The following is a 25,567-nucleotide window of genomic DNA, read 5'->3' on the forward strand; positions in this document are numbered from 1 at the left end:
TCCGGTTTATGGCTTGACTGTAACTGACATCGGACGGGCCCGCGTGGAGCCCGCCAACGCTCTACCGCGCGTCGGTCGCGTATATAGGACCGGCCCGAACCGCCCGCAAGTGTGAACCTGCCGGCAGCAAGGATGACGGTATCGCGTCTGTCAGATCAAGTGGTCGTTTTTTGTCTGCTTCGCAAGTGCCGGATGTCCCTGTCGCCAGAACATTTTTGGGCGCGCCGCCTCGTCCCGGCGGCACAGGGCGGTTATAAACAGTCCAGTTATAAACAGCCCTGGAGCTGCTGCCGTTAGCGCGACGTTTATGGAAGACTGGTAAAGTCGGCGTCCGTAAAGCATAAGCTTGCAATGAGGGTCGCATGACGGGGGGCACCAGCATCGTGAAGAAGTCCGTTTCGCTGGCGCTGGCGCTGTGGATACCGTTGTCGGCGGCCCAGGCGCAGACGGGGGGCCCGCTCGTGCTGCCCGGCGCCGTCAGCCACCCCGCAGAGCCCGCAGGCGCCACGCCGCGCCAGCCTTCCCCGGCCCGGCCGGCGCGTCCCGCGCCTCCCACGCAGACGCCCGCGCCGGGTGCGCCGCCCGCCGCGCCCGGTGCCGCGCAACCGGCAGCGCCGCCGCGCGCCGCCACGCCGGCCGCGCCCTTGCCGGACAATATCTTCGGACAGGTTTTCCACCGCAATGGCCTGCCGGTGCATGAGGGCGGGCGGCTCACGATCACCGAGCAGCAGCCCGGCGTCGCCGGGTTGCGCCTGCAGGCCTTCGGGCATCTCATTTCCGACCGTGCCGCCCGCTGCGCGATAGACCTCGGCAGCGACGGCCCGGCGCCGATGCTGCGCATCGAGGAACCCTACAGCCAGTCGCGCTACCGGCTGCAGTCGCCCGTCTGCCCACTGGTCGTGGAAGTGCTCCCGCACGCTGTGCGCGTCTCGATTCCCGACGGCGAGTGCACCTTCGTGCAGGCAGACTGCCGCCTGGAGCCGGAGGGGCTCTGGGGGCCGGACGGCGACGAACTCGCCAGCCGCACGTCTGCCATCGAGCGCCAGCGTGGCAAGGCCGAACGCGAGATGCGGGAGGTGTCGCGCAAGCTGCTGAGGCGGCTCTCCGGCGCGGAGCAGCGCGATGCCGCTGCCGAGCAGGCGGCCTTTTCATCGGAGCGCGCCATGGTCTGCCGCAACTACAAGCAGGAGGACAAGCACGGCTTCTGCGCGGCGGAACTCACATCCGCGCGGGTGGAGCGTCTCAACAAGCGCTTCGAACTCACGCCCGAGCGCACGACGCGCGGCCGCTGACCGCGGCGCACAGGTCAGGCCATCACGCGCGAAAACCGTCGCGGATAGCGGCGCGACATCCTATATATACGGTATGAGAACCGTTTGTCGGGGGAGTTCGCCATCATGGGCGCGACGTTTGAGCATGTAGGACCGGCAGCAGGCCGGGGCCTGAGAGGGCGGGCGCCAGCAGCCGCCGTTGTCGCTGCCGCCATGCTGCTCGCAGGTGCGGCGCAGGCCCAGCAGACGCGGCAGCAGCGCGTGCTGCAGGATACCAACCGCCAGCTGCAGCAGCAGCTCGACACGCAGCAGCGCGACCAGCAACTGCAGTTCCAGATGAACCAGCTCCGCGATCAGCAAATGCGGCAGCAGCAGTTCCAGCCCCTGCCGCCGCCCGTCATCGCGCCGCCGGCGCCGATCAGATGATCGGCGTATCGTCGTCCAGTGCAGGCGGCGCCTTCGCGCCGCCCTTGGAGACGCCGACAAGAGCAGGGCGCAGCACGCGCTCGCCGATCTTGAAGCCCGTCTGCATCACCTGCACCACGGTGCCGTTGGGCACCGACGCATCCGGGATCTCGAACATCGCCTGATGCAGGTGGGGATCGAACTTCTCGCCGCGGGGCGAGATTTCCGTCACGCCGTGGCGCGCGAGCGTCTTCACCAGTTCCCGGTCGGTCAGCTCAATGCCGTCGACGAAGCCCTTCAGGGGGCCGTCGGCCGTGCGCTGCTCGGCCGGAATGGCGTCGAGCGCGCGGCGGATGTTGTCGGAGACGGACAGAACGTCGCGGGCGAATGAGGTGATGCCGTAGGTGCGGGCATCGGCAAGCTCGCGCTCCGTGCGCCGGCGGATGTTTTCCATTTCCGCCAGCGTGCGCAGAAGCTTGTCCTTCAGGTCCGTCTTCTCCGCCTCCAGCTGGGCGATCTGGCCGGCGTCGATCGTCTGCTCGGAAGCGGTTTCAATGTCGGCGGTCCCGTCGGTGGCCGCTGCCTCCGCACGCTCGTTAATGTTCTGGGTCATGGTCCATCGATGCTAGGTGTGACAGGGACAATAACGAAAACCTTCCGATTCTGCCGAACGGAAAGCACCTCGCGACGATATCATCGTTCGGCGCGGGAAAATCAAGGGTATGCGGGAAATCGCCGCCAGCTGCCGGTCGCGGCGGGCTTCAGCCCGGCCCGGCGTCCTCGTCGTCGAACACAGCGATGACCGCCTTGCGGATCGCCGCCTGCTTCCCCGGCTGTGTGATCTTGGCGCCGATGAGATCGGTGACATAGAAGGCGTCGACCGCCTTCTCGCCGAATGTAACGATGTGGGCGGAGGCGATGTTGAGGCTGAGTTTCCCGAGCGCCGTCGTCAGGTCGTAGAGCAGGCCCGGCCGGTCGAGGCCAGCGATCTCCAGCACCGTGTAGTTTTTCGACAGACTGTTGTCGATAATGAGTTCTGTCGGCACGTTGAAGGGGCGTTTGGGCGTGCGCGGGCGGCGCTGGTCCACCAGATCGGCGATGCGCAACTGCCCTTTCAGGGCGCTCTCGATGGTGCGGGCGATCTTCTGCGCGCGGCGCAACTCGTCGTCGTCATCCTCGAAGGCGCGGGTGAGGAACAGGTCGTCGAGGGCGAGGCCGTCCGTGGTGGTGAAAACCTGCGCGTCGGCGATGTTGGCGCCCGAGGCCGCGCACGCACCGGTCATGACGGCGAGCAGGCGCGGGTGGTCGGGCGCGAACACGGTCAGTTCCGTGACGCCCCGGAACTTGTCGGTCCCGGTGGCGATGGCGAGCGTCTGCCCCGCCGCCTCCGTTTCGCGGATGAAGCGTGCATGCTTGATCTTGCGGGATACATCGACCTTGAGCCAGTAGGCGGGATAATGGCGCGCCTTGTAGGCATCGAAGGTCGCCTCGTCCCAGTCCTCCAGCGCCTTGCGCAGTTCGGCCTGCGCGTGGGCGACGCGCTGGTGGCTGGAAATGGCCGAGTGGCCGCCGGTGAGCTGTGGCTCGGTCTCGTAGTAGAGCGTGCGCAGCAACTCGCCCTTCCAGCCGTTCCACACGCCAGGCCCCACGGCCTTGATGTCGCAGACGGTGAGGATCAGCAGCAGTTTCAGCCGCTCCAGCGTCTGCACGTTGGCGGCGAAGGTGCGGATCGTCTCCGGATCGGCGATGTCGCGGCTCTGCGCCACCGTCGACATCACCAGATGGTTTTCGATCAGCCACGCCACCGTTTCCGTCTCGGCGGCGTCGAGGCCCAGACGCGGCCCCAGCGTGCGCGCCATCTTCGCGCCCGCGATCGAATGGTCCTCCGGCCGCCCCTTGGCGACATCGTGCAGGAAGGCCGCGACATAAAGCGCGCGCCTGTGCTGGATGGTGTGGATGATCTGGTGCGACAGCGGATGCTCGCTCTCCATCTCGCCAGCATCGATTCGCGCCAGCACGCCGAGCGTGCGGATGAGATGCTCGTCCACCGTGTAATGATGATACATGTTGAACTGCATCAGCGCGACGATGCGGCCGAACTCCGGAATGAACCGCCCCAGCACGCCCGCCTCGTTCATGGCCCGCAGCACCGTTTCGGGGGCGTTGCGCGAGGTGAGGATGTCCAGGAACAGGCGGTTGGCCTCCGGTGCCTCCCGCACGGCCCTGTCGATCAGCTTGAGCGAACGGCGCGCGAGGTGCGTCGCGTCGGGATGGATGGCGAGCGTGTGCCTGTCGGAAAGCCAGAACAGGCGGAGCAGGTTGACCGGATCACGGCTGAAGACGTCGTCACCCGTGACAGTGATGCGGTTGTTGTCGACCTGGAAGCCGCTCGCTCCCAGCCGCACGCGGCGGGGATGGCGCAGGCGGCGCATGAAACGGTCGAGCACGGGTTCGGGCTTGGCGTGGCGTGCCTCCAGCGCCGCGCAGACGACGGCGGTGAGGTCGCCGACATCCTTGGCCACGAGGAAATAGCGCTTCATGAAGCGCTCCACCGATGACATGCCGTCGCGGCGCGCGTAGCCGATTCGCTCGCTGACGGTGCGCTGCAGACCGAACGACAGCCGCTCCTCCGCCCGCCCGGAGGCGAAATGCATGTGGCAACGCACACGCCACAGGAACTCCGTGCAGCGGCGGAACATCGCCGCCTCCGCGCTGTCGAACAGCCCGACCTTGATCAGCGCATCGGGCGTGCGCGCGCCGTAGACGTATTGCGCCAGCCACAACAGGATGTTGAGGTCGCGCTGCCCGCCCTTGCCCTCCTTGACGTTGGGCTCCACCACATAGCGCGATGCGCCCGCACGGGCGATGCGCGTGTCGCGCTCGGCGAGCTTGGCGACGACGAACTCCTGCTCGGTGCCGGCGACGACTTCCGCCGCGAAACGGTGTTCGAGTTCCTCGAAGAGCTTCTTTTCGCCGGTGAGGAAGCGGGCCTCCAGCAGGGCGGTGCGGATGGTCATGTCGCCCCGCGCCTCATGCAGCGATTCGTCCACGGAGCGGGTGGCGTGGCCGATCTTCAGCTTCAGGTCCCACAGCATGTAGAGCATCGTCTCGACGACGCTTTCGCTCCATGCGGTCTGCTTGTAGGGCAGCAGGAACAACAGGTCGACGTCGGAATGCGGCGCCATGGTGCCGCGGCCGTAGCCGCCGACAGCCGCCAGCGCCAGCCGCTCGCCCATGGAGGGAACGTTGACGCGATGGAAATGGCGGACCGTCACCGCGTGGATGGCGCGCACGACGGCGTCCGTGAGGCGTGACAGGCGGCGCGCGCAGGCGAGCCCGTTCTGGTCCTGCATCAGCGCGGCCTCGGCCTCGGCGTGGCCCTCGTCGAGCGCCTGGCGCAGCGCGTCGATCAGCGCCGCACGCAGGACGGTCTTGTCGCCACCATGCCAGGCCTCGATCTCCTCAAGCCTCTGCCCCAGGTCCGCGATGGCCCGCAGGTCGTGGGGGGAGGCAGCGCGCAGCATGGTCATCGGCCTGTCCTGTTTAGAGCGCCAGACGTTCTGATGGAATCATCTGATCGATCAGGATCCGCTCAAAATAAGGAATCTAGAATCTGTCCTGTTTCAACGTAAACAGGACAGATTCTAGGCGATGTAAGGGGAAAAGGGCAATGGAATCATGGCCCTTTTCAGTCTGTCACCGTGCCGGCGCGCCGGGAAGGCCTATCCGCGCAGCGTTGCGCCGGTTTTCTTGGCAACTGCCTCGACAATGCGCTGCGAGATTGCCTCGATTTCAGGCTCCGTCAGCGTCTTGCTGGCAGGTTGCAGCGTGACGGCGGTGGCGACGGACTTCCGGCCAGCCTCGATGCCTGGCCCCTCGTAGATGTCGAACACGCGGATGTCCGAAATCAGCGCCCGTTCCGCGCCCTGGATGGCCTTGATGATATCGCCGGCGGCGACATCCGCATCGACCACGAAGGCAAAGTCGCGGCTGAGCGGCTGGAAGTCCGACAGCACGAGTTTGGGCCGCGCCTTCGTCGGGCGCTCCTTGGGGGCGGGCAGGCGGTCTAGCACGATTTCCGCCACCGCGAGCGGCCCTTTCGCGTCGAGCGCCTGCAGCACCTTCGGGTGCAACTCGCCGAACGCACCGATGATGGTCTTCGGCCCGAACTGCAAGGTCGCGGAGCGGCCAGGATGATACCATGCCGGGCCGCCGGGGACGACCTGCACGCCGGCCGTGGCGATGCCGAGCGCCGTCAGCAGGGCGAAGGCATCGGCCTTGGCGTCGAACATGCCGACATCCTCGCCGCCGCCGTCCCAGTGCTTGCCCACGCCTTCCGCCCGCGCGGAGCCTCGGCGCAGCGCGACGGCGCTCGTCGTCTGGCCCTCGGGCGTGTCGTCGGCGAACACCTGCCCCACCTCGAACAGGGCGACATCGCCGAAGCCACGGTCGGCGTTGCGTTGCGCTGCGCGGATCAGGCCGGGCAGCAGGCTCGGGCGCATGTCCGACAAATCGGCGGCGATGGGGTTGGCGAGCGCCAGCCGCGCGTCGCCGCCGCCGAACAGCTCCGCCTCCGCCTTGCTGACGAAGGACCACGTGACCGCCTCGACCAGCCCGCGCGAAGCATAAAGCCGGCGGGCGAGGCGCGTGCGCCGCTGCAGCAGCGTCAGCACCGGCTTCGTGATACCGGGCTCGATGCGCGGCAGCGGCGTCGAGGTGACGTTGTCGATGCCGGCGATGCGCAGGACTTCCTCGACGAGATCGGCCTTGCCCTCCACATCCGGCCGCCACGAGGGGCGGACGACGTCCACGGTGTCACCGTCGCCCGTCACGACGAAGCCGAGTGCCTGCAGAATGGCGCGCGCGTCGTCATGCGCGATGTCGAGGCCGGTGAGGCGCTTCACCTCCGCCCATGGCAGCGCGATGGTGCGCTCTGCATCCGGCACCGCGCCCGCCAGCGTCACCTCGGACGGCGTGCCGCCGCAGAGGTCGAGCACCAGCCGCGTGGCAAGTTCCACCCCCGGCACCGTGAGGGCGGGGTCGACGCCGCGCTCGAAACGGTAGCGGGCGTCCGTGATGATGCCGAGATCGCGGCCGGTGCGGGCGATGGTGAAGGCGTCCCACAGCGCGGACTCGATCAGCACGTCCGTCGTGTTCTCGTCGCAGCCCGAATGCTCGCCGCCCATGATGCCCGCGAGCGACTCGGGGCCGTTGTCGTCGGCGATGACGACGTTGCCCTCATCGAGCCTGTACGTCTTGCCGTCGAGCGCCAGCAACTCCTCACCGGCGCGCGCCCGGCGGACGACGAGGTCGCCCTTCACCTTCGCCGCATCGAACACATGGAGCGGCCGGCCGCGGTCGAAGGTGATGTAGTTGGTGATGTCGACGAGCGCGTTGATCGGCCGCAGGCCGATGGCCGTCAGGCGCTTCTGCAGCCATTCGGGGGAGGGGCCGTTCTTCACGCCGCGCACGAGGCGCAGGGCGAAGGCGGGGTTGAGCCTTTCGTCACCGGGTGCGAAATCGCGGATGACCCTGACCGGGTTCTCGCCTTCGCCCGCCACCGGCGCCACGTCGGGCGTGATCAGGCTGCCGAGCCCCGCCGCCGCGAGATCGCGCGCGATGCCGGCGACACCCAGCGCATCCGGGCGGTTGGGCGTGACGGCAACATCGATGACCGGATCGTCGAGCCCGGCCCACGCGGCATAGGATGCGCCGACGGGCGCATCGTCCGGCAACTCGAAGATGCCGCTGCTGTCGCCGGGCAGGTCGAGTTCCTCGGGCGAGCACATCATGCCCCGGCTCTCGACGCCGCGGATGGCGCCGACAGCGATGGTGATGTCCTTGCCGGGAATATGCGTGCCGGGCGGCGCGAATACCGTCTTCAGCCCGGCGCGCGCGTTGGGAGCGCCGCAGACGATCTGCACGGGCGCCCCCTCGCCGGTGTCGACGGAGCAGACGCGCAGCCGGTCGGCATTGGGGTGCTGCTCGGCGGTGAGGATATGCGCGATCCGGAAGGCCGCAAGCTCCTTCGCCTTGTCCTCGACGTCTTCGACCTCAAGGCCGATGCGGTTCAGCGCGTCGAGAATCTCGTCGAGCGAGGCGTCCGTCGCCAGGTGATCCTTGAGCCAGGAGAGAGAAAATTTCATCGCTTTGCTTCCTTGTCCCGGATTTCGGATCAGACGCTCAGGCCGCCCGCCAGCGACGGCAGGTCGAGCGGGCGGAAGCCGTAGTGAGACAGCCAGCGCGCATCCGCCTCGAAGAACGGCCGCAGGTCCGGCATGCCGTATTTCAGCATGGCGATGCGGTCGATGCCCATGCCCCAGGCAAAGCCCTGATACTCATCGGGATCGAGCCCGACATTGCGCAGCACATTCGGATGCACCATGCCGCAGCCGAGAATTTCCAGCCAGTCCTCGCCCTCGCCGAAGCGGATGTCGCCGCCCTTGCGCGCGCACTGGATATCCACCTCCGCCGACGGCTCCGTGAACGGGAAGAACGACGGGCGGAAGCGCATCTTCACATTCGGCACCTCGAAGAACGCCTTGCAGAACTCCTCCAGAATCCATTTCAGGTGGCCGAAGTGGGCGGAGCGATCGATGACGAGGCCCTCCACCTGGTGGAACATCGGCGTGTGCGTCTGGTCCGAGTCGCAGCGATAGGTGCGCCCGGGGCAGATGACGCGGATCGGCGGCTTCTGCCCCTGCATGGTGCGCACCTGCACGGGGCTCGTGTGCGTGCGCAGCACCTTGCGCTCACCCTTCGCGTCGGGAGAGAAGAAGAACGTGTCATGCATCTCGCGCGCCGGATGGCCTTCGGGGAAGTTCAGCGCGGTGAAGTTGTAGAAATCGGTCTCGACATCCGGCCCCTCGGCGATGGCGAAGCCCATGTCGGCGAAGATCGCCGTCAACTCGTCGATGACCTGGCTGATGGGGTGGATGCGCCCGCGGGTCTGCGGGCCTTCCTGCACGGGCAGCGTCACGTCGGCGCGCTCCTGCGCGAGGCGGGCGGAAAGCGCCTCTTCCTGCAGGGTGGCCTTGCGGTCGGCGAGGGCGGCGGCGACGCGGTCGCGCAGACCGTTGATCAACGGGCCGCGTTCCTTGCGCTCGTCGGGGGTCATGCTGCCCAGCGTCTTCAGCAGTTCGGAGACGGAGCCTTTCTTGCCGAGCGCGGTGACGCGCACGGCCTCCAGCGCCGCCTCGCTGGCTGCGGCGTTGACGGCTTCGATCAGGGATGTTTCGAGATGGGAAAGATCGGACATATGTTCCTCGGCGCGCCAAGATGACACTGCAAGCTGGCACTGGCTGCCTGCTTGTCGGCAATGGCCGGGGAACCGTCAAGCCCTTCCGGCCACATCGATACGTTTCGCGGCAAGGCGTTGCCGTCACGCACGGATCCCGGAAAGGAGGGGGCCGGGCATTGGTATGCCCGGCCTTGAAGCATCAATGGATCAGGCTGCGGCGGGGAGCGCCGACTTCGCCTTTTCCACGATCGCCTTGAAGGCCTCCGGCTCGCGGATGGCGAGATCGGAGAGAACCTTGCGATCGACATCGACGCCCGCCTTGCCGAGACCGTCGATAAATCGGCTGTAGGTGAGGCCGTATTCGCGCACCGCCGCGTTGAGGCGCTGGATCCAGAGCGCGCGGAAAGTGCGCTTCTTCACCTTGCGGTCGCGGTAGTTGTACTGCATCGACCGGTCGACGGCGGCCTTGGCGGTGCGGATGGTGTTCTTGCGGCGGCCGTAGAAGCCCTTGGCTGCCTTCAGAACCTTCTTGTGCTTGGCGTGAGACGTCACGCCGCGTTTGACGCGGGCCATTGCTTTGGCTCCTCAAAATACCGGGTGGAAACGGAAAAGGTTCAGCCGTTGGGCAGGAAGTACTGCTTCACGTTCTTGGCATCGCCCTCGAAGAGGGTCATGGTGCCGCGCTGGTTGCGGATGAACTTCTTGGTCCGCTTGATCATGCCGTGGCGCTTGCCCGCCTGGGCAGCGACGACCTTGCCGGTGCCGGTGATCTTGAAGCGCTTCTTGGCGCCCGATTTCGTCTTCAGCTTGGGCATTTGGCTTCCTTTCGTAATACCGCACCTTCCCCGCGTGCGCGGGGATGAATCGGCCTGATGTTGCTCGAAAGCACATCGAACCGCCACGGCAGCCCTTTTAGCCGGGCGACTCTGATGAAGCGGCGCTTATGACAGATTGTTGCCGTTCAGGCAAGGGGAGCGGCGGGAGAACGACGTCAGGTTTTCGCCTCTCCGGTAAAGAATCCCTCCAGTTCGGCGAAGCCCATGGCCTGCTCCGAAAACCGGAAGGTGCCATGAGCTTGCATCTCCCGCGCCGCGCGCACGAATGCACCGAAGGCCAGGCGCGCCAGGGCCGAGCCGACGCTGATGCGCTTGACCCCGGCCTCCGCCAGTTCCGTTGCGCCGAAAGTTGCTCCCGGCATGCCCATGACGACGTTGACCGGCTTGCTGACAGCTGCACATACAGTCCGGATCGTGTCGATATCAGTGAGCCCGGGAGCATAAAGAACATCCGCTCCGGCGTTCCCGAAAGCTTGCAGACGCCTGATCGTGTCGTCGAGATCCGGGCGCCCCCAGAGGAGGTTCTCACAGCGCGCCGTCAGGATGAAATCGTGGGAAAGAGACCGGCAGGCTTGCGCCGCCGCCTCGATGCGCTCCACAGCGTGGTTGAAATCGTAGATCGGTTGCCGCCGATCGCCCGTGTGGTCTTCGAGAGAGCACCCCGCGAGGCCGATACCGGCGGCGGCCACAACGGTTTCCGCCGCGCTCGCGGGACTGTCTCCGAAGCCCTTTTCAAGATCGGCCGAAACGGGGAGCGGCGTTGCCTCCACCAGCGCCTTGCAATGTGCAAGAACATCCTCGCGGGGCGCCAGGCCCTCCGCTATTCCCATGGAGAACGCCATGCCGGCGCTGGTCGTCGCAAGAGCCGGGAAGCCCATGGCCGCGAGAATACGGGCGGTGCCGACATCCCACGGATTGGGAATAATGAACGTCCCGGGGTTTTGGTGTAGTTGTCGAAACAGTGTGCGCCTGTCTTCCATTGTCTTGCCTTCCGGTTGATCCAACGGAAATAAGCAGTAACACATCGTTTGGAACGAATAAAGAACAGGCGGGTTTCGGCAACAGGTCGAGAGGCTGTGGCTGACGTAGGGGGTGCGTTTCCGGATCGCGGGCGCAAACGCCCACGATCCTTCCTGTCTAGATCGAGAACGAGGTGCCGCAGCCGCAGGAGGCCGCGGCGTGGGGGTTGTCGATCTTGAACGACTGGCCGATCAGATCGTCGACGAAGTCGAGCACCGAGCCGTCCATATATTGCAGGGAGATGGAATCGACGAGCACGACGGCTCCGTCCTTCTCCACCACGATATCGTCGTCGTTACGGGTTCTGTCGATGTCGAAGGCGTACTGGAAGCCGGAGCAACCGCCGCCGTTGACGCTGACACGCAGCATCGCCCCTTCGGGCTCCTTCGACAGTACACGCCTGATGCGCCGCGCCGCGCTGTCGGTCAGCGTGATCGGGCTTGCGGCGTCCGTCGTCCCGGTGGATGGTGAGATGGTCATGGCGCTGCAACCTTTGTATTGCGATACTGTCCGTCCGTGGTACCTCACGCACAAAGGTAATGCGGGGACCGGCCCGCTGCAACGGGCGCGTTGTGAATGGCCGCTGCCCGCCGCCGGCATGCTGGCCGGAGAGATTATCAGGGGATCGGTGTCTTGAACGTTTTCGACAAGGCCATATTCAGGAGGCCGCTGCATGGCGAGCGGTGGCGGGCGCCGTGGTCGAGCGATCCGGCTGCAACGCGCGGCAGGCTGTTTCCGGAGGAATCGTCGCCGACGCGGTCCGAGTTCCAGCGCGACCGCGACCGCATCATCCATTCCACGGCCTTCCGCCGCCTGAAGCACAAGACGCAGGTGTTCGTCTATCACGAGGGCGATCACTACCGCACGCGCCTCACGCATACCATCGAGGTGTCGCAGATCGCCCGCGCGCTCGCCCGCGCGCTGGGCCTCGACGAGGATCTGGCGGAAGCGCTCGCGCTGTCGCACGACCTCGGCCACACGCCCTTCGGCCACACGGGCGAAGAGGCGCTGGACGCCTGCATGAAGGGCTTCGGCGGCTTCGATCACAACGCGCAGGCGCTCAGGATTGTCACCCGGCTGGAGCGCCGCTACGCGGGCTTCGACGGCCTCAACCTGACGTGGGAGACGCTTGAGGGGCTCGTCAAGCACAACGGACCGCTCTGCGACGCGGAGGGCCGGCCCTTCGGGCGATACAGGGCGACCGGCGTGCCGGGCGCCATCCTCGAATATGACGCCGTCCACGCTCTCGAACTCTCGACCTTCGCCAGCGCGGAGGCGCAGGCCGCCGCGCTGGCCGACGACATCGCCTATGACGCCGCCGACATCGACGACGGGCTGCGTGCGGGCCTGTTCACGCTCGCGGATCTGCGCGCCATCCCGTTCGTCGCCGGCCTGCTGGACGAGATCGCGGCGCGGTATCCGGGCCTCGAAAGCGTTCGCACCGTGCATGAGCTGGGCCGGCGCATCATCACGCGCTTCGTTGAGGACGTGATCCGCGAGAGCGAGGCGCGCATCGCGGCGCTCTCCCCCGCCGATGCCTCGGCCGTGCGCCATGCCCGCGCGCCGGTGGTGGCGTTCTCGCCCGCCATCATCGCGGCGGACCGGGACATCAAGGCCTTCCTGTTCTCCTATATGTACCGGCATCCGCGCGTCGTGCACGTGCGCGAGGGCGCGGACCGCGTCGTGCGCGATCTGTTCGAGCGTCTGCTCGCGGAGCCGCGCCTGATGCCGCTCGAATGGCAGGAGGGGCTGGAGAGCGCGGACGAGGCCCGTCTGCGCCGGCGCGTGGCCGACTATCTCGCCGGCATGACCGACAGCTACGCCCTCGATGCGCACAGGCGCCTGTTTGACGATACCCCGGAATTGCGATAGGCCGCGCGTCAGCATTTGCAATGAACCGGCACGGGGCCGTTGCCGGCGCATCGAGGCATTCATGAACATTTTCGACATCTATCAGCACCGGCTCATCGCCGTCATCGAGAAGCTGGTGACGGAAGGCAAGCTGCCGGAAGGGCTTGACCTGTCGCGGGTGGTGGTGGAGCCGCCGCGCGATCCCGCGCACGGCGATCTCGCGACCAACGCCGCGATGGTGCTGGCGAAGCCCGCCGGCACCAACCCGCGTGCGCTCGCGCAGCTCCTCGTCGCCGCCCTCGCGCAGGAGAAGGGCGTGGAAAGCGCTGCGACAGCGGGGCCGGGCTTCATCAACCTGCGGCTCAGGCACGAGGTGTTTCACGAGGTGCTCGGCGCGGTGCTCGGCGCGGGCGCGGATTTCGGGCGCGGCGCAGCGAAGGCGGATCGGCCGGTCAACGTGGAATACGTCTCCGCCAATCCCACGGGGCCCATGCATGTCGGCCATGGACGCGGTGCGGTGTTCGGCGACGCGCTGGCCTCGCTCCTCGCCTTCGCGGGCCATGCCGTGACGCGCGAATACTACATCAACGATGCCGGGGCGCAGGTGGACGTGCTGGCGCGCTCCGTCTTCCTGCGCTACCGCGAGGCGCTGGGCGAAGCCATCGGCGGCATTCCCGAAGGACTCTATCCGGGCGACTATCTCGTCCCGGTGGGCGAGAGGCTTGCCGGGGAATACGGCCGCGCGTTGCTGGACAAGCCGGAGGCCGAATGGCTGCCGCAGGTGCGCGATGTCGCCATCGATGCGATGATGGACATGATCCGCGACGACCTCGCGGCGCTCGGCGTCCGCCATGACGTCTTCTTCTCGGAGCGCACCCTGCACGCGGGGAACGGGGACAGCGCCATCAGCTCGACGATCCACGCGCTGCAGGAGCGCGGCTTCGTCTATACCGGGCGCCTGCCGCCGCCCAAGGGCCAGTTGCCGGAGGACTGGGAGGACCGCGAGCAGTTGCTGTTCCGCGCGACGGACGTCGGTGACGACATCGATCGGCCGCTCGTGAAGTCGGACGGCAGCTACACCTATTTCGCCGCCGACGTCGCCTATCTGCGCGACAAGTACGTGCGCGGCTTCAGGGACCTCATCTACGTGCTGGGCGCCGACCACGGCGGTTATGTGAAGCGCCTGCAGGCGGTGGGCCGCGCGGTGGGCGGCGATGACGTGAAGGTGATCGTGCTTCTCGCCCAGCTCGTGAAGCTGCTGCGGGAAGGCGAGCCGGTGAAGATGTCGAAGCGTGCGGGCAGCTTCGTCACCCTGCGCGAGGTGATCGACGAGGTGGGGCGCGACGCGGTGCGCTTCATGATGCTCTACCGCAAGAACGATGCCCCTCTCGATTTCGATCTCGCCAAGGTGGTGGAGCAGTCGAAGGATAATCCCGTTTTCTACGTGCAGTATGCGCACGCGCGCTGCGCGTCGATCTTCCGGCAGGCGCGCGAGACCTTGCCTGATCTCGACACGAGCCGGGAAAAGCTTGGCGAGGCGCATCTCGCCGTCTTGGCGGACGAAGCGGAAATAAATATACTCAAGCTGGTGTCGCAGTACCCCCGGGTGATCGAAGCCGGCGCCTCGAACCATGAGCCGCATCGGGTGGCCTTTTATCTGTATGAACTGGCCGCTGCGTTCCATGGCCTGTGGAACAGGGGCAAGGATGCGCCGCAATTACGGTTTGTTAATCAAACTGACAGACAGTTGACGGCGGCGAGGCTGGCTCTCGTGGAGGCGGTCCGGTCGGTTCTGGCGTCCGGGCTTGCCGTTCTGGGAGTGGCAGCGCCTGATGAAATGCGCTGAAGGTGCGGACACGGCGTTCTTCGTGAGAGGGTGGCTGTTCGACGGTTGGCGTGAATGTGGTGGTGGACTGGCCTGGACCGGATTGGCCCCGTCGGTGTTTCGGTCGGCCTCCCGCCTGGCATGAATCCAGGCTTGCCTGAAGGATCACTGCACCCATGAGTAACAACAGCAGAGCCCACGTCATGCGTGACAGAGACGGTCTTGAAGAGCAGAACTGGCGCACGCCCGCTCCGGCGCCACGCGGCGAGGATCCGCTTGCGGAACTCGCGCGCCTCGTCGGGCAGGGGCTTCCCCAGTCCAGGGGGCCCGCGCCCGTACGGCCGGTAGAGCCTCCGGCGCCTTCACCCGCGCCAGCCGCCGGGGGCCCGCAGCCCGACTGGGTGAACGAGATCGAACGTGCCTTCGCCCATCTCAGCCCGCGCCCGGCCCAGCCTGGCGTGCAGGCACAGCCGCAGGAACAGCTGGCGCAACCCAATCCTTCGCAGCCGAATCCTTCGCAGCCCATGCCCGAGTGGCTGCGCAGCCCGGCGGTTCCGGTGGCGAAGGAGCCGGCGCCGGATGTCTACGCACAGGAATTCAGCCGCGAACTGGAAGGCGCGTCCGGCACGCCCCGGCCTTCCGCCGACGACTATTACGCACAGGATGCGTACCAGCTTGCCGCCTCCGGCAACGCGCCCGGCCCCGACGAGCGGGAATGGGACGGTTACGGCACGCAGGCCGCCCCCGCGCAAAATGGCTATGGCGCGCAGCAGGACGGTTACGGCGTTTACGCCGATGACGGCCGCCAGCAGGCAGCGGATGACGGTTACGAAGACGGCTATGCCGATGTGGGCTATGCGGAGCCGGCGCCGCGCCGTCGCCGCGGCCTCGTCATCGCGGCCGTCGCGCTCGGTCTCGGCGCCGTGGCGCTGGCGGGTACGCTGATGTTCAGGGGCGGCAGCGGAGAGAGCGCCAGCGGCGAGCCGCCTGTCATCACCGCTGACGGCCAGCCGGTGAAGGTTGAGCCCGAAACCCCCGGCGGTGCGGAAATACCCAATACAAACAAGGCGATATACGAGCACACCAACCAGGCGCCGACCGGCGAGGGCTCGGTGGTGGTCGACAATCGCGAGCAGCCCGTCGACATCAATCAGGTGCTGGGCCAGCAGGGCCAGGCCATGCCGCAGGCGGGCGAAACCACGACCACGACGCCGCCCGGCGCCGCGGCGGACGTGACGCTGCCCGAGGCACCGGAGCCCACGAGCCCGGCCATGGTCGCGCTCGGCGAGCCGAAGCGCGTGCGCACCGTGTCCGTGCGCCCCGACGGCAGCATCCTGCCGTCGAACGGGCGGGCAACACCCACGGCGCCGGCGCCCGCCGCGCCCACCATCGAGCAGCTCGCCACGGCAACGCCGGAAACCTCGTCGCCGGCAACGCCCGCCGTGACCGCGCCTGCCGTCGCGGAGCCCGCCGCTGCAACGCCTGCGGCGGCGCCCGTTCCGCGTCCGGCCGGCGTCAACCGTCCGGCGACGCGCGCGCCCATGCAGATCGCGCCGCTGCAGATCAGCCCGCAGGCCGGCCGCCCCAACCAGCAGGTCGCGGCCGCGCCGGCGCCTGCCGCGCCGCAGCCCGTCTCGCCCACGGCGGCCGGCGGCAACTTCACGGTGCAACTCGCGGCCCCCGGCAGCGAGGGCGAGGCGCGCAACCTGTTCGCCTCCCTGCAGCGTCGCCACGGGGAACTCTCCGGCTACTCGCCCAATATCGTGCGCGCGCAGGCTGGCGGACGCACCATCTACCGCCTGCGGGTCGGTTCCTTCCCCACGCGCGATGCCGCGACGGCGCTGTGCGTACGCATCCAGGCCTCGGGCGGTCAGTGCTTCGTGGCGCGCAACTGAGGCGTGAAGGCCGCGATGAGGAAAACGCGGGGCGTTTGCCGGTCTGACGGACCGGCGGACGCTTCCGCATGTCCGGCCAGAGGCCGGGCAGCAGATAGCGGCGATACGCTGGCGATGGATACGGGTTTGGTTGCATGAAAGCGCTGGTTCTGGGCTGTGCTGGCCCCACGCTGACGGATGAGGAACGCGCGCTTTTCCGCAGCGCCGATCCCTGGGGGTTCATCCTTTTCAGGCGCAATGTGGTCTCTCCCGATCAGGTGCGGGCGCTGACGGCGGCGCTGCGCGAGAGCGTCGGCCGACCTGAGGCGCCGGTTTTCGTCGATCAGGAAGGCGGACGTGTCCAGCGCCTCGGCGCGCCGCACTGGCCGTCCTATCCGCCGGGCGCGGTCTATGGCCTGATGGAGAGCGAGTTCGCTCGTCTCGGCGCGCGCCTGATCGCGGCGGATCTGCGTGCCGTCGGCATCACCGCCAATTGCGCGCCCGTGCTCGACGTGCCCGTCGCGGGCGCGAACGACGTGATCGGCGACCGCGCCTATGCCACGGAACCGCAGCGCGTCGCAGCGCTGGGTCGTGCGGCGATGGCGGGATATCTCGCCGGCGGCGTGCTGCCGGTCGTCAAGCATATTCCCGGACACGGGCGGGGCAACGCCGACAGCCACAGGGCGCTGCCCGTCGTGGAAGCGAGCGAGGCGGAGCTTGCCGCGCACGACTTCGTGCCGTTCCGCGCGCTCGCCGACGCGCCGCTCGCCATGACGGCGCATGTCGTCTATGCCGCCGTCGACCCGGACCGGCCGGCGACCGTGTCGCCCATCGTGATCGAGCGTATCGTGCGCGGCCACATCGGCTTCGGCGGCCTGTTGCTGACGGACGACCTGTCGATGAACGCGCTCTCGGGAACCATCGGCGAACGGGCAGTTGCCGCGCTCGCTGCCGGTTGTGACATCGCGCTGCATTGCAACGGCGTCCTGCCGGAGATGCGGGAACTCGCCGCCGCCGCGCCCGACCTCGCCGGGGAGGCCGCCGTCCGCGCCGCGCGGGCGCTCGGTCTGCTGGAGCATCCGCCGGAAGCCTTCGATCCTGTGGATGAGCGCCTGCGGTTCGAGGCCGCGGTCGCCGCCGCACTTGCAAATCGGCCCGCCAGCACCAATCCTCTCGTCAGCGCGGTTGCGCCGGCGCAGGGCGATCCGACGGAAGGGCGCGCGCGCTCCGACGCATGATCCGGAAGAGTGGCTGCCACTTTTCGGACAGATCACGTGCAAGCAAGATGGACGGAGCGGCATCCGGCCGCCATGGCTGAACTGCTGCGATAAAGGGAACTGGCAAGAGTGGCGGACGGGGCATCCCGCGCGGATACCATGTCGGACGATTTCGACGCGCCGCAGCAGCGCGAGGCGGAGCCCGCGCTGATCGTCGATGTCGACGGCTTCGAGGGGCCGCTCGACCTGCTGCTCGAACTCGCGCGCCGCCAGAAGGTCGACCTCACGCAGATATCCATTCTGGCGCTGGTGGAGCAGTATCTCGCCTTCATCGAGGCCGCCCGCCAGTTGCGCCTTGAACTCGCCGCCGACTATCTGGTGATGGCGGCGTGGCTCGCCTTCCTGAAATCCCGCCTGCTTCTGCCCGCGCCCGCGCCGGCGGAGGAGCCGGTGGCGGAGGATCTGGCCACCGTGCTGGCGCTGCGTCTGCGGCGGCTGGAGGCGATCCGCCGCGCTGCGCAACAGCTCGCCGGACGGCCGCGCCTCGGGCGCGATGTGCTGGCGCGCGGCGCGCCGGAGGAAATGGCGATCGTCCCGCGCGCGAAGTGGAACGTTTCCCTGTTCGAACTGCTGCGGGCCTATACGGACAACCGGCAGCGGATGGTCAACGCCCGCGTCACCTTGCAGAAGCGGACGGTGTGGTCGCTGGCGGAGGCGCGCGAGGCCTTGCAGCGCCTCGTCGGCGGGGCGATCGAATGGACGATGCTCGACCCATGGCTCGAAAGCTACATGGCGACGCCCGCCATGCGCGCCACGGTGCGCGCGTCCGCCCTCTCGGCGATGCTGGAGATGGTGCGCGAGGGCCACGTCGACATCCGGCAGGACGCGCCGTTTGCCCCCCTCATGCTGCGCCGGCGTGCCGGCGCGCCACACAGCGGGGACCCGGACACGGTGCGGGAGGTGGCATGACGGACCACGGCAACAGCGCTGCCGAAGCGCGCGCGCTGCGCGTGGTCGAGGCGATCCTGTTCGCCTCGCGCGAACCCGTGGCGGAGGAGGAGCTTGCCGCGCGCATCCCCGGCGATGCCGATCTCGCGCGCATCCTCGCGCGGCTTGAAGCCGACTACGCAGGGCGCGGCGTCACTCTCGCGCGGGTGGCGGGCAAGTGGGCGTTCCGCACTGCGCCCGATCTAGCGCCTTCGCTGGTGCGGGAGGTGGAAGAGCCACGCCGGCTTTCCCGCGCGGCGCTTGAGGTGCTGGCGATCATTGCCTATCACCAGCCTGTGACACGGGCGGAGATCGAGGAAATCCGTGGCGTCGCCACCTCGCGCGGCACGCTCGACACCTTGATGGAAACGGGCTGGATCAGGCTGCGCGGCCGCCGCCGCACGCCCGGGCGCCCCGTGACCTACGGCACCACGCCGGAATTTCTCTCCCACTTCGGCCTTGCCTCCATCGACGAACTGCCCGGCCTTGAGGACCTCAGGGGCGCGGGCTTCCTCGACGGGCGCCTGCCGCGCAGCTTCTCGGTGCCGTCGCCCAGCGACGATGACGCGCTGCGCGACGACGAGGATGCGCTTGAGGACGGCGCGGCGACCTGAGGCTCCTCGCCGCACCCTGCTTCTTGCGCGATTCCACTTGCCAAAGTCGGCAAAAGATACGATGTTCCAACCATAGGCACTGGGGTGCCGCGCATCGGGCGCGGCTGAGATAATACCCATCGAACCTGTCTGGGTCATTCCAGCGTAGGGAGGCGCCGTTGGTTACGCAGTCGTCTGACTCCATTATTATTGTCGGTGCCGGTGTCATCGGGCTGTCGGTCGCGTGGCGACTGGCCGGCCGTGGGGCGCACGTCACCGTTTTCGACAAGGGCAAGGCCGGCAGCGGCGCGAGCCATGCGGCGGCGGGCATGCTCGCCGCCTGCACCGAGCTTGAGCCGGGCGAGGATTGGCTTCTGCCCCTCAACCGCGAGAGCCAGCGCCTGTGGCCGGGCTTCGCCGCCGAACTCGAAACCGCGACCGGCCTGTCGGTCGGTCTTCGCGGCGAGGGCACGCTGCATGTGGCGCTCAATGCCGACGAGCAAGCGCGGCTTCGCCACCACTTCGCGCTGCAGGAAAAGGCCGGCCTGCCCGTTGAATGGCTGCCGGCTGGCGAGGTGCGCGCGCGAGAGCCGCTGCTGGCGAGCACCAGCGGCGCGGTCTGGAGCCCGGAGGACCATCAGGTCGACAACCGCAAACTCGCCGCTGCCCTGCGTGCCGCGGCAATCGGCGCCGGCGTGGACCTGCGCGAGGATGCGGCGGTGGAGCGCATCGTCATCGAAAACGGCCGCGCGGCGGGTGTCGAAGTCGGCGGCGAGCGCCACGCGGCATCCACCGTCGTGCTCGCGGCGGGCGCATGGTCGCGCAGTATCGGCGGACTCACGCCGGACATTCGCCCGCCCGTGCGGCCCATCAAGGGGCAGATGCTGGCGGTTGGCATGGATGCAGGTAACCCGCTGATTCGCCACGTGGTCTGGGCATCCGGCGTCTACCTCGTGCCCCGTATCGACGGGCGGCTCATCGTCGGCGCGACGGCGGAGGAGCGTGGCTTCGACGACAGGCTGACGGCGGGCGGCATCCTCTCGCTGCTGCAGAACGCCTGGCGCGCGCTGCCCGGCATCGAGGAACTGCCGCTGATCGAGACGTGGGCGGGCTTCCGGCCCGGCAGCCGCGACGACGCGCCCATCCTGGGGCCAGGGCCGGTCGCGGGCCTCGTCTACGCCACGGGCCATCACCGCAACGGCATCCTGCTCACGCCGGTGACGGCCGACATCGTCTCGCGCTTCATTCTGGACGGCGAGCACGATCCGCTGGCGGCGCCCTTCGCGCTGGAACGTTTTCATGCCCATGCGGCATAAGCTGAAAAGATCGAACCGGGATCGGGAAAATGAGTGAAATTCAGGTGCGTGTAAACGGCAGAAGCGAGCAGGTCGGCGACGCGACGCTGGCGGCGCTTCTCGCCCGGCACGACATCGGCCTCGACACGCGCGGCGTGGCGGTGGCGCTGAACGGCGCGGTGCTGCCGCGCGACAGGTGGATGCTGACGGCGCTGCACGCCGACGACCGCATCGAGATCGTGCAGGCAAGGCAGGGCGGCTGATATCATGGCAACGGACATTCACGACGACCCGCTGGTTATCGCCGGGCGCACGTTCACATCGCGCCTGTTCCTCGGCACGGCGGGCTATCCCAACCAGAAGGCGATGCTGGACGCGGTGAAGGCAAGCGGCACCGAGATGACCACGGCCTCCATCCGCCGCATCGACCTGACAGGTGCGGCCGAGAGCCTCGTCGACGTGCTCGCCGGCGCGGTGCATTTCCTGCCCAACACGGCGGGTTGCCAGACTGCGCGCGATGCCGTGCTGACGGCGGAACTCGCGCGCGAGGCGCTTGGCACCAACTGGGTGAAGGTGGAGGTAATCGGCGACCGCGAACTGCTGTATCCGGACGTCGAGGAACTGCTGCGCGCCACCGCCGAACTCGTCGACAAGGGCTTCGTGGTGCTGCCCTATTGCACGGACGACCCCATCGCCTGCAGGAAGCTGGCGGACGCGGGCGCGGCCGCCGTGATGCCGCTCGGCTCGCCGATCGGATCGGGCCTCGGCATCTCCAACCCGCACATGATCGAGATGATCTGCGCGCGGAGCGCCGTGCCGGTGGTGCTGGACGCCGGCATCGGCACGGCCTCCGACGCCGCGCTCGCCATGGAACTCGGCTGCTCGGCGGTGCTGCTGAACACGGCGGTGTCCAAGGCCAACGATCCCGTGCGCATGGCCATGGCGATGCGGCACGCGGTGGCCGGCGGCAGGCTGGCGCATCTCGCCGGGCGGATTCCCCGGCGCCGCAACGCGGAGGCATCGAGCCCGCAGCTCGGCCTGATCGAATCGTGAACCGGCGGCTTCCAGCGCCGTCCGTCCTCATCGTCACCGACAGGCGTCAGCTTGCGGGCGGCGCGGGCGGGCTGGGGCCGCTGGCGGACACGGCCTTCGCGGGTGGCTGCCGCTGGATCAGCCTGCGCGAGAAGGATCTGGACGCCGACGCGCAGGTGGAACTCGCACGCGACCTCAAGCGGCGCGCCGCCGCCGTCGGGGGGCGCGTCACCGTTCACGGCGCGGCGGAGATTGCGTTGCGGGCGGGGGTCGATGGCGTCCATCTGCCGGAGGCCGCCAACGCGGCGGCGGCGAGGGCCGTGCTCGGCGAGGATGCGCTCATCGGCCAGTCCGTGCACACGCCGGAGCAGGCGCGCGACGCCGATCCCGCCCACCTCGACTACATTATCGCCGGTCCGGCCTTCGCCACTGCCAGCAAGCCGGGTTATGGGCCGTGGCTTGGCGCGACGGGTCTCGCGGTCATCGTGCAGGCGGCGCGCGTGCCGGTGATCGCCATCGGCGGCATCGATGCGAATTCCGCTCCTGTCTGTCTCGCGGCGGGCGCTGCCGGCGTCGCTGTCATGGGCGGCGTGATGCGCGCGGCCGATCCTGCGGCGGAGGTGCGCGCGCTTATCGCGGCGTTGGGCTGAACCTGTCCCGCCAGGCCAACTGCGCGCCGGGGAAGGGCAGGGCCGTCGCCTCGAAGATGCCGCGTGCAATCGCCCGCGCCAGGCAATCGCCAGCGGCAACTCCGAGCGCCGACAGTTCATAGGGCGACGGGCCGAGCGGCCGTCTGCCCGTCGAGGCGGCGAAGACGGTGTCGCCGTCAAGCAGCGCGTGGGAGGGGCGCAACGCCCGTGCCATGCCGTCGTGAGCAGCGAGCGCCAGACGCTTTGCCTGCGCCTTGGTCAGCGCCGCGTCGGTGGCGATGATGGCAATCGTCGTATTCTCGCCCGGCCCGCCCTTGAAACGCGGCACAAGCGCTTCCGGCGGAATGGAGGGCGGCAGGCCGAACCCGCCGAATTCCGCGTTCTGCTCGTACGGCGCGGCCCAGAAGTGCGGGCCGCCGCCGATTACGCCCGACCCCACCGCGTTCACGGCCACGATGGCGCCGACACTGTGGCCCTCCGTGGTGCGTGCACTGGCGGAGCCGATGCCGCCTTTGAGGTTCACCGTCGTGGCGCCATAGCCCGCGCCGATTGTGCCGAGCACGAAGACCCCGCTGGACGCGAGTGCATCCTCGACCGCCTGCTCGGCGAGTTCGCGGTGCGGCGGCGCCCCGACGCCCGAGGCCCAGGGCTTGTTGCCGCCGTTGAGGAGGTCGAATATCACAGCCTGCGGCACCAGCGGCACCCGCACGCTTCCCACCGCATAGCCGCGCCCGTGGCGCGCCAGCGCGCTCATGGCGCCGCCGGCCGCATCGAGCCCGAAGGCGGAACCGCCCGAAAGCACCAGCGCGTCGACGGCCTGCGCCGTCATTTCCGGTTCGAGCAGGGCGGTGTCGCGCACGCCCGGCCCGCCGCCCAGAATGGCGAGCGAGGCGACGGCCGCTTCGTCGAACACCACTACCGTGACGCCGGTGGCAGCGCCGGCATCGTGCGCATGCCCGACGCACAGGCCCGGAACATCGGTGATCAGATTGTGCGTTTCATCCGCCATGCTGCCCTCCGGAACTTTCGCCGATCAAATTGCCGCTATATCGGCCCATGCGCGTTCATGCCATATTGCCGCGGACGGGGCCTCGCGGATACAAGCCCTTGCATGATCGACGTCACTTATCCAGCGGCCGCTCTCGCCGGCCTCCTGAGCTTCCTGAGCCCCTGCGTCCTGCCGCTGGTGCCCCCCTATGTCACGTTCCTCACCGGAACGACGCTTGACAGTCTGACCAAACGCCACGACGCGGGCGTGACGCGGCGGGCCTTCTTCGCCTCGCTGCTGTTCGTGGCCGGCTTCTCGACCGTCTTCGTCCTGCTCGGAGCGACCGCCTCCGCGCTGGGGCAGGTCGTGCGGCAGTATCTCGACGTGCTCGGCATGCTGGCCGGCATCGTCATTATTATCATGGGGCTGCATTTCCTCGGCGTCTTCCGCCTCGGCTTCCTCTATCGCGAGGCGCGCATGCAATTGGACAAGCCCGCCGGGCTTTGGGGCGCCTACGTCATGGGGCTGGCCTTCGCCTTCGGCTGGACGCCGTGCATCGGCCCGATCCTCGCCGCCATTCTCGCGGTCGCGGGGTCGGGGGACAGCGTGGGACGCGGGGCGAGCCTGCTCGCCGTCTATTCGCTGGGCCTCGGTATTCCCTTCATCGCCACCGCCTTCGTCATGAAGCCGCTGGTGTCGTTCATCCGGCGCATGCGTACCCGCTTCGCCCTTGTCGAGAAGGTGATGGGCGGCCTGCTGGTGCTCACCGGCATCGCCTTTCTCACCGGGAGCATCAACCAGTTCTCGTTCTGGCTGCTGGAGACGTTTCCGGCGCTCGGGCAGATCGGATAGCGGCAGGCAGGGGCGTGATGGCTGTTTTCTCAGCCATCCGGCGGCCTTTCCACGAAAAACCCCGGCGATTGCCCGCCGGGGTTTCTGAATGTCGGGGGTAGCCGACGGTCATTCGACCTCGTTGCCCGAGTAGCCGACGTTGCCGTCAGCCGTCTTGCGCCATTCGTAGACGATGTAGTCCGGACGGGTGATATCGCCCTTTTCGTTGAACGACAGATCGCCGATCACGGTCTTGAAGGCCTTGCCGGAACGAATGGTCTCTGCAACCTTCTCCGGATCGAGCGACTTCGCTTCCTCGGCGGCCTGCGCCAGCACCTGCACGGCGGCATAGCTGTAGAGCGTGTAGGTCTCGGGATCGAAGTTCTTGGCCTTGAACTTCTCGACCACCTGCTGCGCGGCCGGGTTCTTGCGCGGATCGGGGCTGAAGGTCATCAGCGTGCCTGCCGCGCCGGGACCGGCGATGGCCGCGTACTCAGATGATGCGATGCCGTCGCCGCCCATCAGGGGCGCGGAAAGGCCCTGGTCGCGCATCTGGCGGGTGATCAGGCCCGCTTCCGTGTAGAGGCCGCCGAAGTACACCACGTCGACATTGGCCGCCTTCAGCTTGGAGACGAGGGCGGAGTAGTCCTTCTCGCCGGTGTTGACGCCTTCGTAGACGACGGCTTTCAGGCCCTTGGCCTGCAGCGCCTTCACGGTCTCGTCCGCGAGACCCTTGCCATAGGGCGTCTTGTCGTGGACGACGGCGATGTTCTTGCCGTTGTAGTGCTTGGCGAGATATTCGCCCGCGACAGCGCCCTGCTGGTCGTCCCGGCCGCAAGTGCGGAAGGTGTTCCACAGACCGCGCTCGGTGAAGACGGGGTTCGTTGAGCCGGGCGAGATCTGGAGGATGCCGGCTTCCTCATAGGTTTCCGACGCCGGGATCGACACGCCGGAGTTATAGTGGCCGACCACGAACTTCACACCCTCGCCCGCGAACTTGTTGGCCACGGACACGCCCTGCTTGGGATCGGACGTGTCGTCGCCGAGGCTCACCTCGATCTTCTCGCCCAGAATGCCGCCCGCCGCGTTGAGATCGGCGACGGCCTGCTCCACGCCGTTCTGGAACTGGTCGCCGACAGCGGCGTTGGGGCCGGTCAGCGGCGCCCCGATGCCGATCTTCACCTGCGCGAAGGCCGCGCCGGACAACGCAAGGCTCAGGCCCAGAGCCAGAGTTCCAACGATCGTTTTCTTCATTACATAACCCCTCCGTTCACGATAAAATTCACCACGGTGAAGCGTCACGCCGCGTTCCTGTCACGCCAGGTGAAAGGACCCGTCCGTGTGTAAAGCCACGAATACTGGGTCGTCATCTGCCGTGCGCGCGTATAGCGGAACCCGGCGAGACCGATGACGATCAGGAAGACCGAGTCGACGAGATAGTAATGTAGCGATAACAGCGTGCCATGAAACAGCGCAAAATGGATGAAGCGCACCGCCGCCCCCAGCAGCAGGAAGTAGACGATCCCCTGCCACACCGGCGCCCAGGTGACCGCCAGCGCGCGCCCCGTCATCCACGCCGCGCCGCCGCCGAGCACCAGCGTGACGAACAGGAACAGCCACACCGACGATTCTTCGTAAAGAATGCCCTGCAT

24 protein-coding genes and 1 riboswitch are annotated in these 25,567 nt (G+C 67.8%); of the genes, 13 read left to right on the plus strand and 11 right to left on the minus strand.

The features are described 5' to 3' along the window. Window positions 1-362 precede the first annotated feature (362 nt). Together ACFFJ7_RS07680 and ACFFJ7_RS07685 are read left to right on the plus strand one after the other, a co-directional pair. On the plus strand, window positions 363-1,292 hold the full coding sequence (locus ACFFJ7_RS07680) for a hypothetical protein (RefSeq protein WP_377591605.1): 930 nt from the start codon (window positions 363-365) through the stop codon (window positions 1,290-1,292). A gap of 105 nt (window positions 1,293-1,397) precedes the next feature. Then, entirely contained in the window at window positions 1,398-1,697 is a 300-nt protein-coding gene (locus ACFFJ7_RS07685) for a hypothetical protein (RefSeq protein ID WP_377591607.1), read from the plus strand. Here the strand turns inward: ACFFJ7_RS07685 and grpE are convergent. The 8 genes from grpE to erpA form a co-directional block, all read right to left on the minus strand. Then, window positions 1,690-2,289 (minus strand): nucleotide exchange factor GrpE, encoded by a 600-nt coding sequence (grpE, locus tag ACFFJ7_RS07690; protein ID WP_377591609.1) that lies wholly within the window; start codon window positions 2,287-2,289, stop codon window positions 1,690-1,692. The two genes, ACFFJ7_RS07685 and grpE, sit on opposite strands and share 8 nt — an antisense overlap. A gap of 148 nt (window positions 2,290-2,437) precedes the next feature. Further along, complete coding sequence (locus tag ACFFJ7_RS07695; RefSeq protein WP_246224989.1) at window positions 2,438-5,206, minus strand: [protein-PII] uridylyltransferase; 2,769 nt, start codon at window positions 5,204-5,206, stop codon at window positions 2,438-2,440. A gap of 192 nt (window positions 5,207-5,398) precedes the next feature. Next, window positions 5,399-7,822, minus strand: a complete 2,424-nt coding sequence (gene pheT / locus ACFFJ7_RS07700) for a phenylalanine--tRNA ligase subunit beta (protein WP_377591611.1) — start codon at window positions 7,820-7,822, stop codon at window positions 5,399-5,401. Between the two features lie 29 nt (window positions 7,823-7,851). Continuing rightward, window positions 7,852-8,934 (minus strand): phenylalanine--tRNA ligase subunit alpha, encoded by a 1,083-nt coding sequence (pheS, locus tag ACFFJ7_RS07705; protein ID WP_166948563.1) that lies wholly within the window; start codon window positions 8,932-8,934, stop codon window positions 7,852-7,854. A 189-nt stretch (window positions 8,935-9,123) separates the two neighbouring features. After that, window positions 9,124-9,489 (minus strand): 50S ribosomal protein L20, encoded by a 366-nt coding sequence (gene rplT, locus ACFFJ7_RS07710; RefSeq protein ID WP_166948565.1) that lies wholly within the window; start codon window positions 9,487-9,489, stop codon window positions 9,124-9,126. Window positions 9,490-9,530: 41 nt separating this feature from the next. Further along, window positions 9,531-9,731, minus strand: coding sequence for a 50S ribosomal protein L35 (gene rpmI, locus ACFFJ7_RS07715; RefSeq protein ID WP_166948567.1), 201 nt, complete (start codon window positions 9,729-9,731; stop codon window positions 9,531-9,533). A 176-nt stretch (window positions 9,732-9,907) separates the two neighbouring features. Continuing rightward, window positions 9,908-10,732 (minus strand): isocitrate lyase/PEP mutase family protein, encoded by an 825-nt coding sequence (locus tag ACFFJ7_RS07720; RefSeq protein WP_377591615.1) that lies wholly within the window; start codon window positions 10,730-10,732, stop codon window positions 9,908-9,910. A 157-nt stretch (window positions 10,733-10,889) separates the two neighbouring features. Next, complete coding sequence (erpA, locus tag ACFFJ7_RS07725; RefSeq protein ID WP_166948571.1) at window positions 10,890-11,252, minus strand: iron-sulfur cluster insertion protein ErpA; 363 nt, start codon at window positions 11,250-11,252, stop codon at window positions 10,890-10,892. A 153-nt stretch (window positions 11,253-11,405) separates the two neighbouring features. On the opposite strand from erpA, the gene ACFFJ7_RS07730 reads away from it, so the two are divergent. The 10 genes from ACFFJ7_RS07730 (at window position 11,406) to ACFFJ7_RS07775 (ending at window position 22,096) form a co-directional block, all read left to right on the plus strand. Continuing rightward, entirely contained in the window at window positions 11,406-12,644 is a 1,239-nt protein-coding gene (locus ACFFJ7_RS07730) for a deoxyguanosinetriphosphate triphosphohydrolase (RefSeq protein ID WP_246224991.1), read from the plus strand. A gap of 61 nt (window positions 12,645-12,705) precedes the next feature. Beyond that, entirely contained in the window at window positions 12,706-14,469 is a 1,764-nt protein-coding gene (argS, locus tag ACFFJ7_RS07735) for an arginine--tRNA ligase (protein WP_377591617.1), read from the plus strand. 182 nt (window positions 14,470-14,651) lie between these two features. Beyond that, window positions 14,652-16,343: an SPOR domain-containing protein gene (locus ACFFJ7_RS07740; protein WP_377591619.1), complete on the plus strand. Its 1,692-nt coding sequence runs from the start codon at window positions 14,652-14,654 to the stop codon at window positions 16,341-16,343. Between the two features lie 134 nt (window positions 16,344-16,477). Then, the gene (nagZ, locus tag ACFFJ7_RS07745; protein ID WP_377591621.1) at window positions 16,478-17,560 is read left to right on the plus strand and encodes a beta-N-acetylhexosaminidase; all 1,083 of its coding nucleotides are present in this window, start codon (window positions 16,478-16,480) and stop codon (window positions 17,558-17,560) included. 138 nt (window positions 17,561-17,698) lie between these two features. Continuing rightward, entirely contained in the window at window positions 17,699-18,508 is an 810-nt protein-coding gene (locus ACFFJ7_RS07750; protein ID WP_166948976.1) for a segregation and condensation protein A, read from the plus strand. After that, complete coding sequence (gene scpB / locus ACFFJ7_RS07755; RefSeq protein ID WP_377591623.1) at window positions 18,505-19,140, plus strand: SMC-Scp complex subunit ScpB; 636 nt, start codon at window positions 18,505-18,507, stop codon at window positions 19,138-19,140. The genes ACFFJ7_RS07750 and scpB overlap by 4 nt, the downstream gene beginning before the upstream one ends. Before the next feature lie 70 nt (window positions 19,141-19,210). Next, window positions 19,211-19,309: riboswitch (TPP riboswitch) on the plus strand. Next, window positions 19,299-20,435, plus strand: a complete 1,137-nt coding sequence (gene thiO, locus ACFFJ7_RS07760; RefSeq protein WP_377591625.1) for a glycine oxidase ThiO — start codon at window positions 19,299-19,301, stop codon at window positions 20,433-20,435. Its footprint overlaps the riboswitch before it by 11 nt. Before the next feature lie 29 nt (window positions 20,436-20,464). After that, window positions 20,465-20,677 (plus strand): sulfur carrier protein ThiS, encoded by a 213-nt coding sequence (thiS, locus tag ACFFJ7_RS07765; RefSeq protein WP_166948583.1) that lies wholly within the window; start codon window positions 20,465-20,467, stop codon window positions 20,675-20,677. A gap of 4 nt (window positions 20,678-20,681) precedes the next feature. Next, window positions 20,682-21,467: a thiazole synthase gene (locus ACFFJ7_RS07770; RefSeq protein ID WP_377591628.1), complete on the plus strand. Its 786-nt coding sequence runs from the start codon at window positions 20,682-20,684 to the stop codon at window positions 21,465-21,467. Then, window positions 21,464-22,096, plus strand: coding sequence for a thiamine phosphate synthase (locus tag ACFFJ7_RS07775; RefSeq protein ID WP_166948587.1), 633 nt, complete (start codon window positions 21,464-21,466; stop codon window positions 22,094-22,096). The genes ACFFJ7_RS07770 and ACFFJ7_RS07775 overlap by 4 nt, the downstream gene beginning before the upstream one ends. Here ACFFJ7_RS07775 and ACFFJ7_RS07780 read toward each other — a convergent pair. Then, on the minus strand, window positions 22,077-23,105 hold the full coding sequence (locus ACFFJ7_RS07780; RefSeq protein ID WP_166948589.1) for a P1 family peptidase: 1,029 nt from the start codon (window positions 23,103-23,105) through the stop codon (window positions 22,077-22,079). The genes ACFFJ7_RS07775 and ACFFJ7_RS07780 overlap by 20 nt on opposite strands. 102 nt (window positions 23,106-23,207) lie before the next feature. Between ACFFJ7_RS07780 and ACFFJ7_RS07785 the strand changes: the two genes are divergently transcribed. Beyond that, window positions 23,208-23,936 carry a cytochrome c biogenesis CcdA family protein gene (locus ACFFJ7_RS07785; protein WP_377591630.1) on the plus strand — a complete coding sequence of 243 codons (729 nt, stop codon included), beginning with the start codon at window positions 23,208-23,210 and terminating at the stop codon, window positions 23,934-23,936. Between the two features lie 108 nt (window positions 23,937-24,044). On the opposite strand, the gene ACFFJ7_RS07790 is transcribed toward ACFFJ7_RS07785, so the two are convergent. After that, window positions 24,045-25,169, minus strand: coding sequence for a branched-chain amino acid ABC transporter substrate-binding protein (locus tag ACFFJ7_RS07790; protein ID WP_166948593.1), 1,125 nt, complete (start codon window positions 25,167-25,169; stop codon window positions 24,045-24,047). Window positions 25,170-25,213: 44 nt separating this feature from the next. Beyond that, the gene (locus tag ACFFJ7_RS07795) at window positions 25,214-25,567 is read right to left on the minus strand and encodes a DUF6867 family protein (protein WP_166948595.1); all 354 of its coding nucleotides are present in this window, start codon (window positions 25,565-25,567) and stop codon (window positions 25,214-25,216) included.

The sequence above is a fragment of the Pseudochelatococcus lubricantis genome (assembly GCF_042432495.1).
Taxonomy (GTDB): Bacteria; Pseudomonadota; Alphaproteobacteria; order Rhizobiales; family Beijerinckiaceae; genus Pseudochelatococcus; species Pseudochelatococcus lubricantis.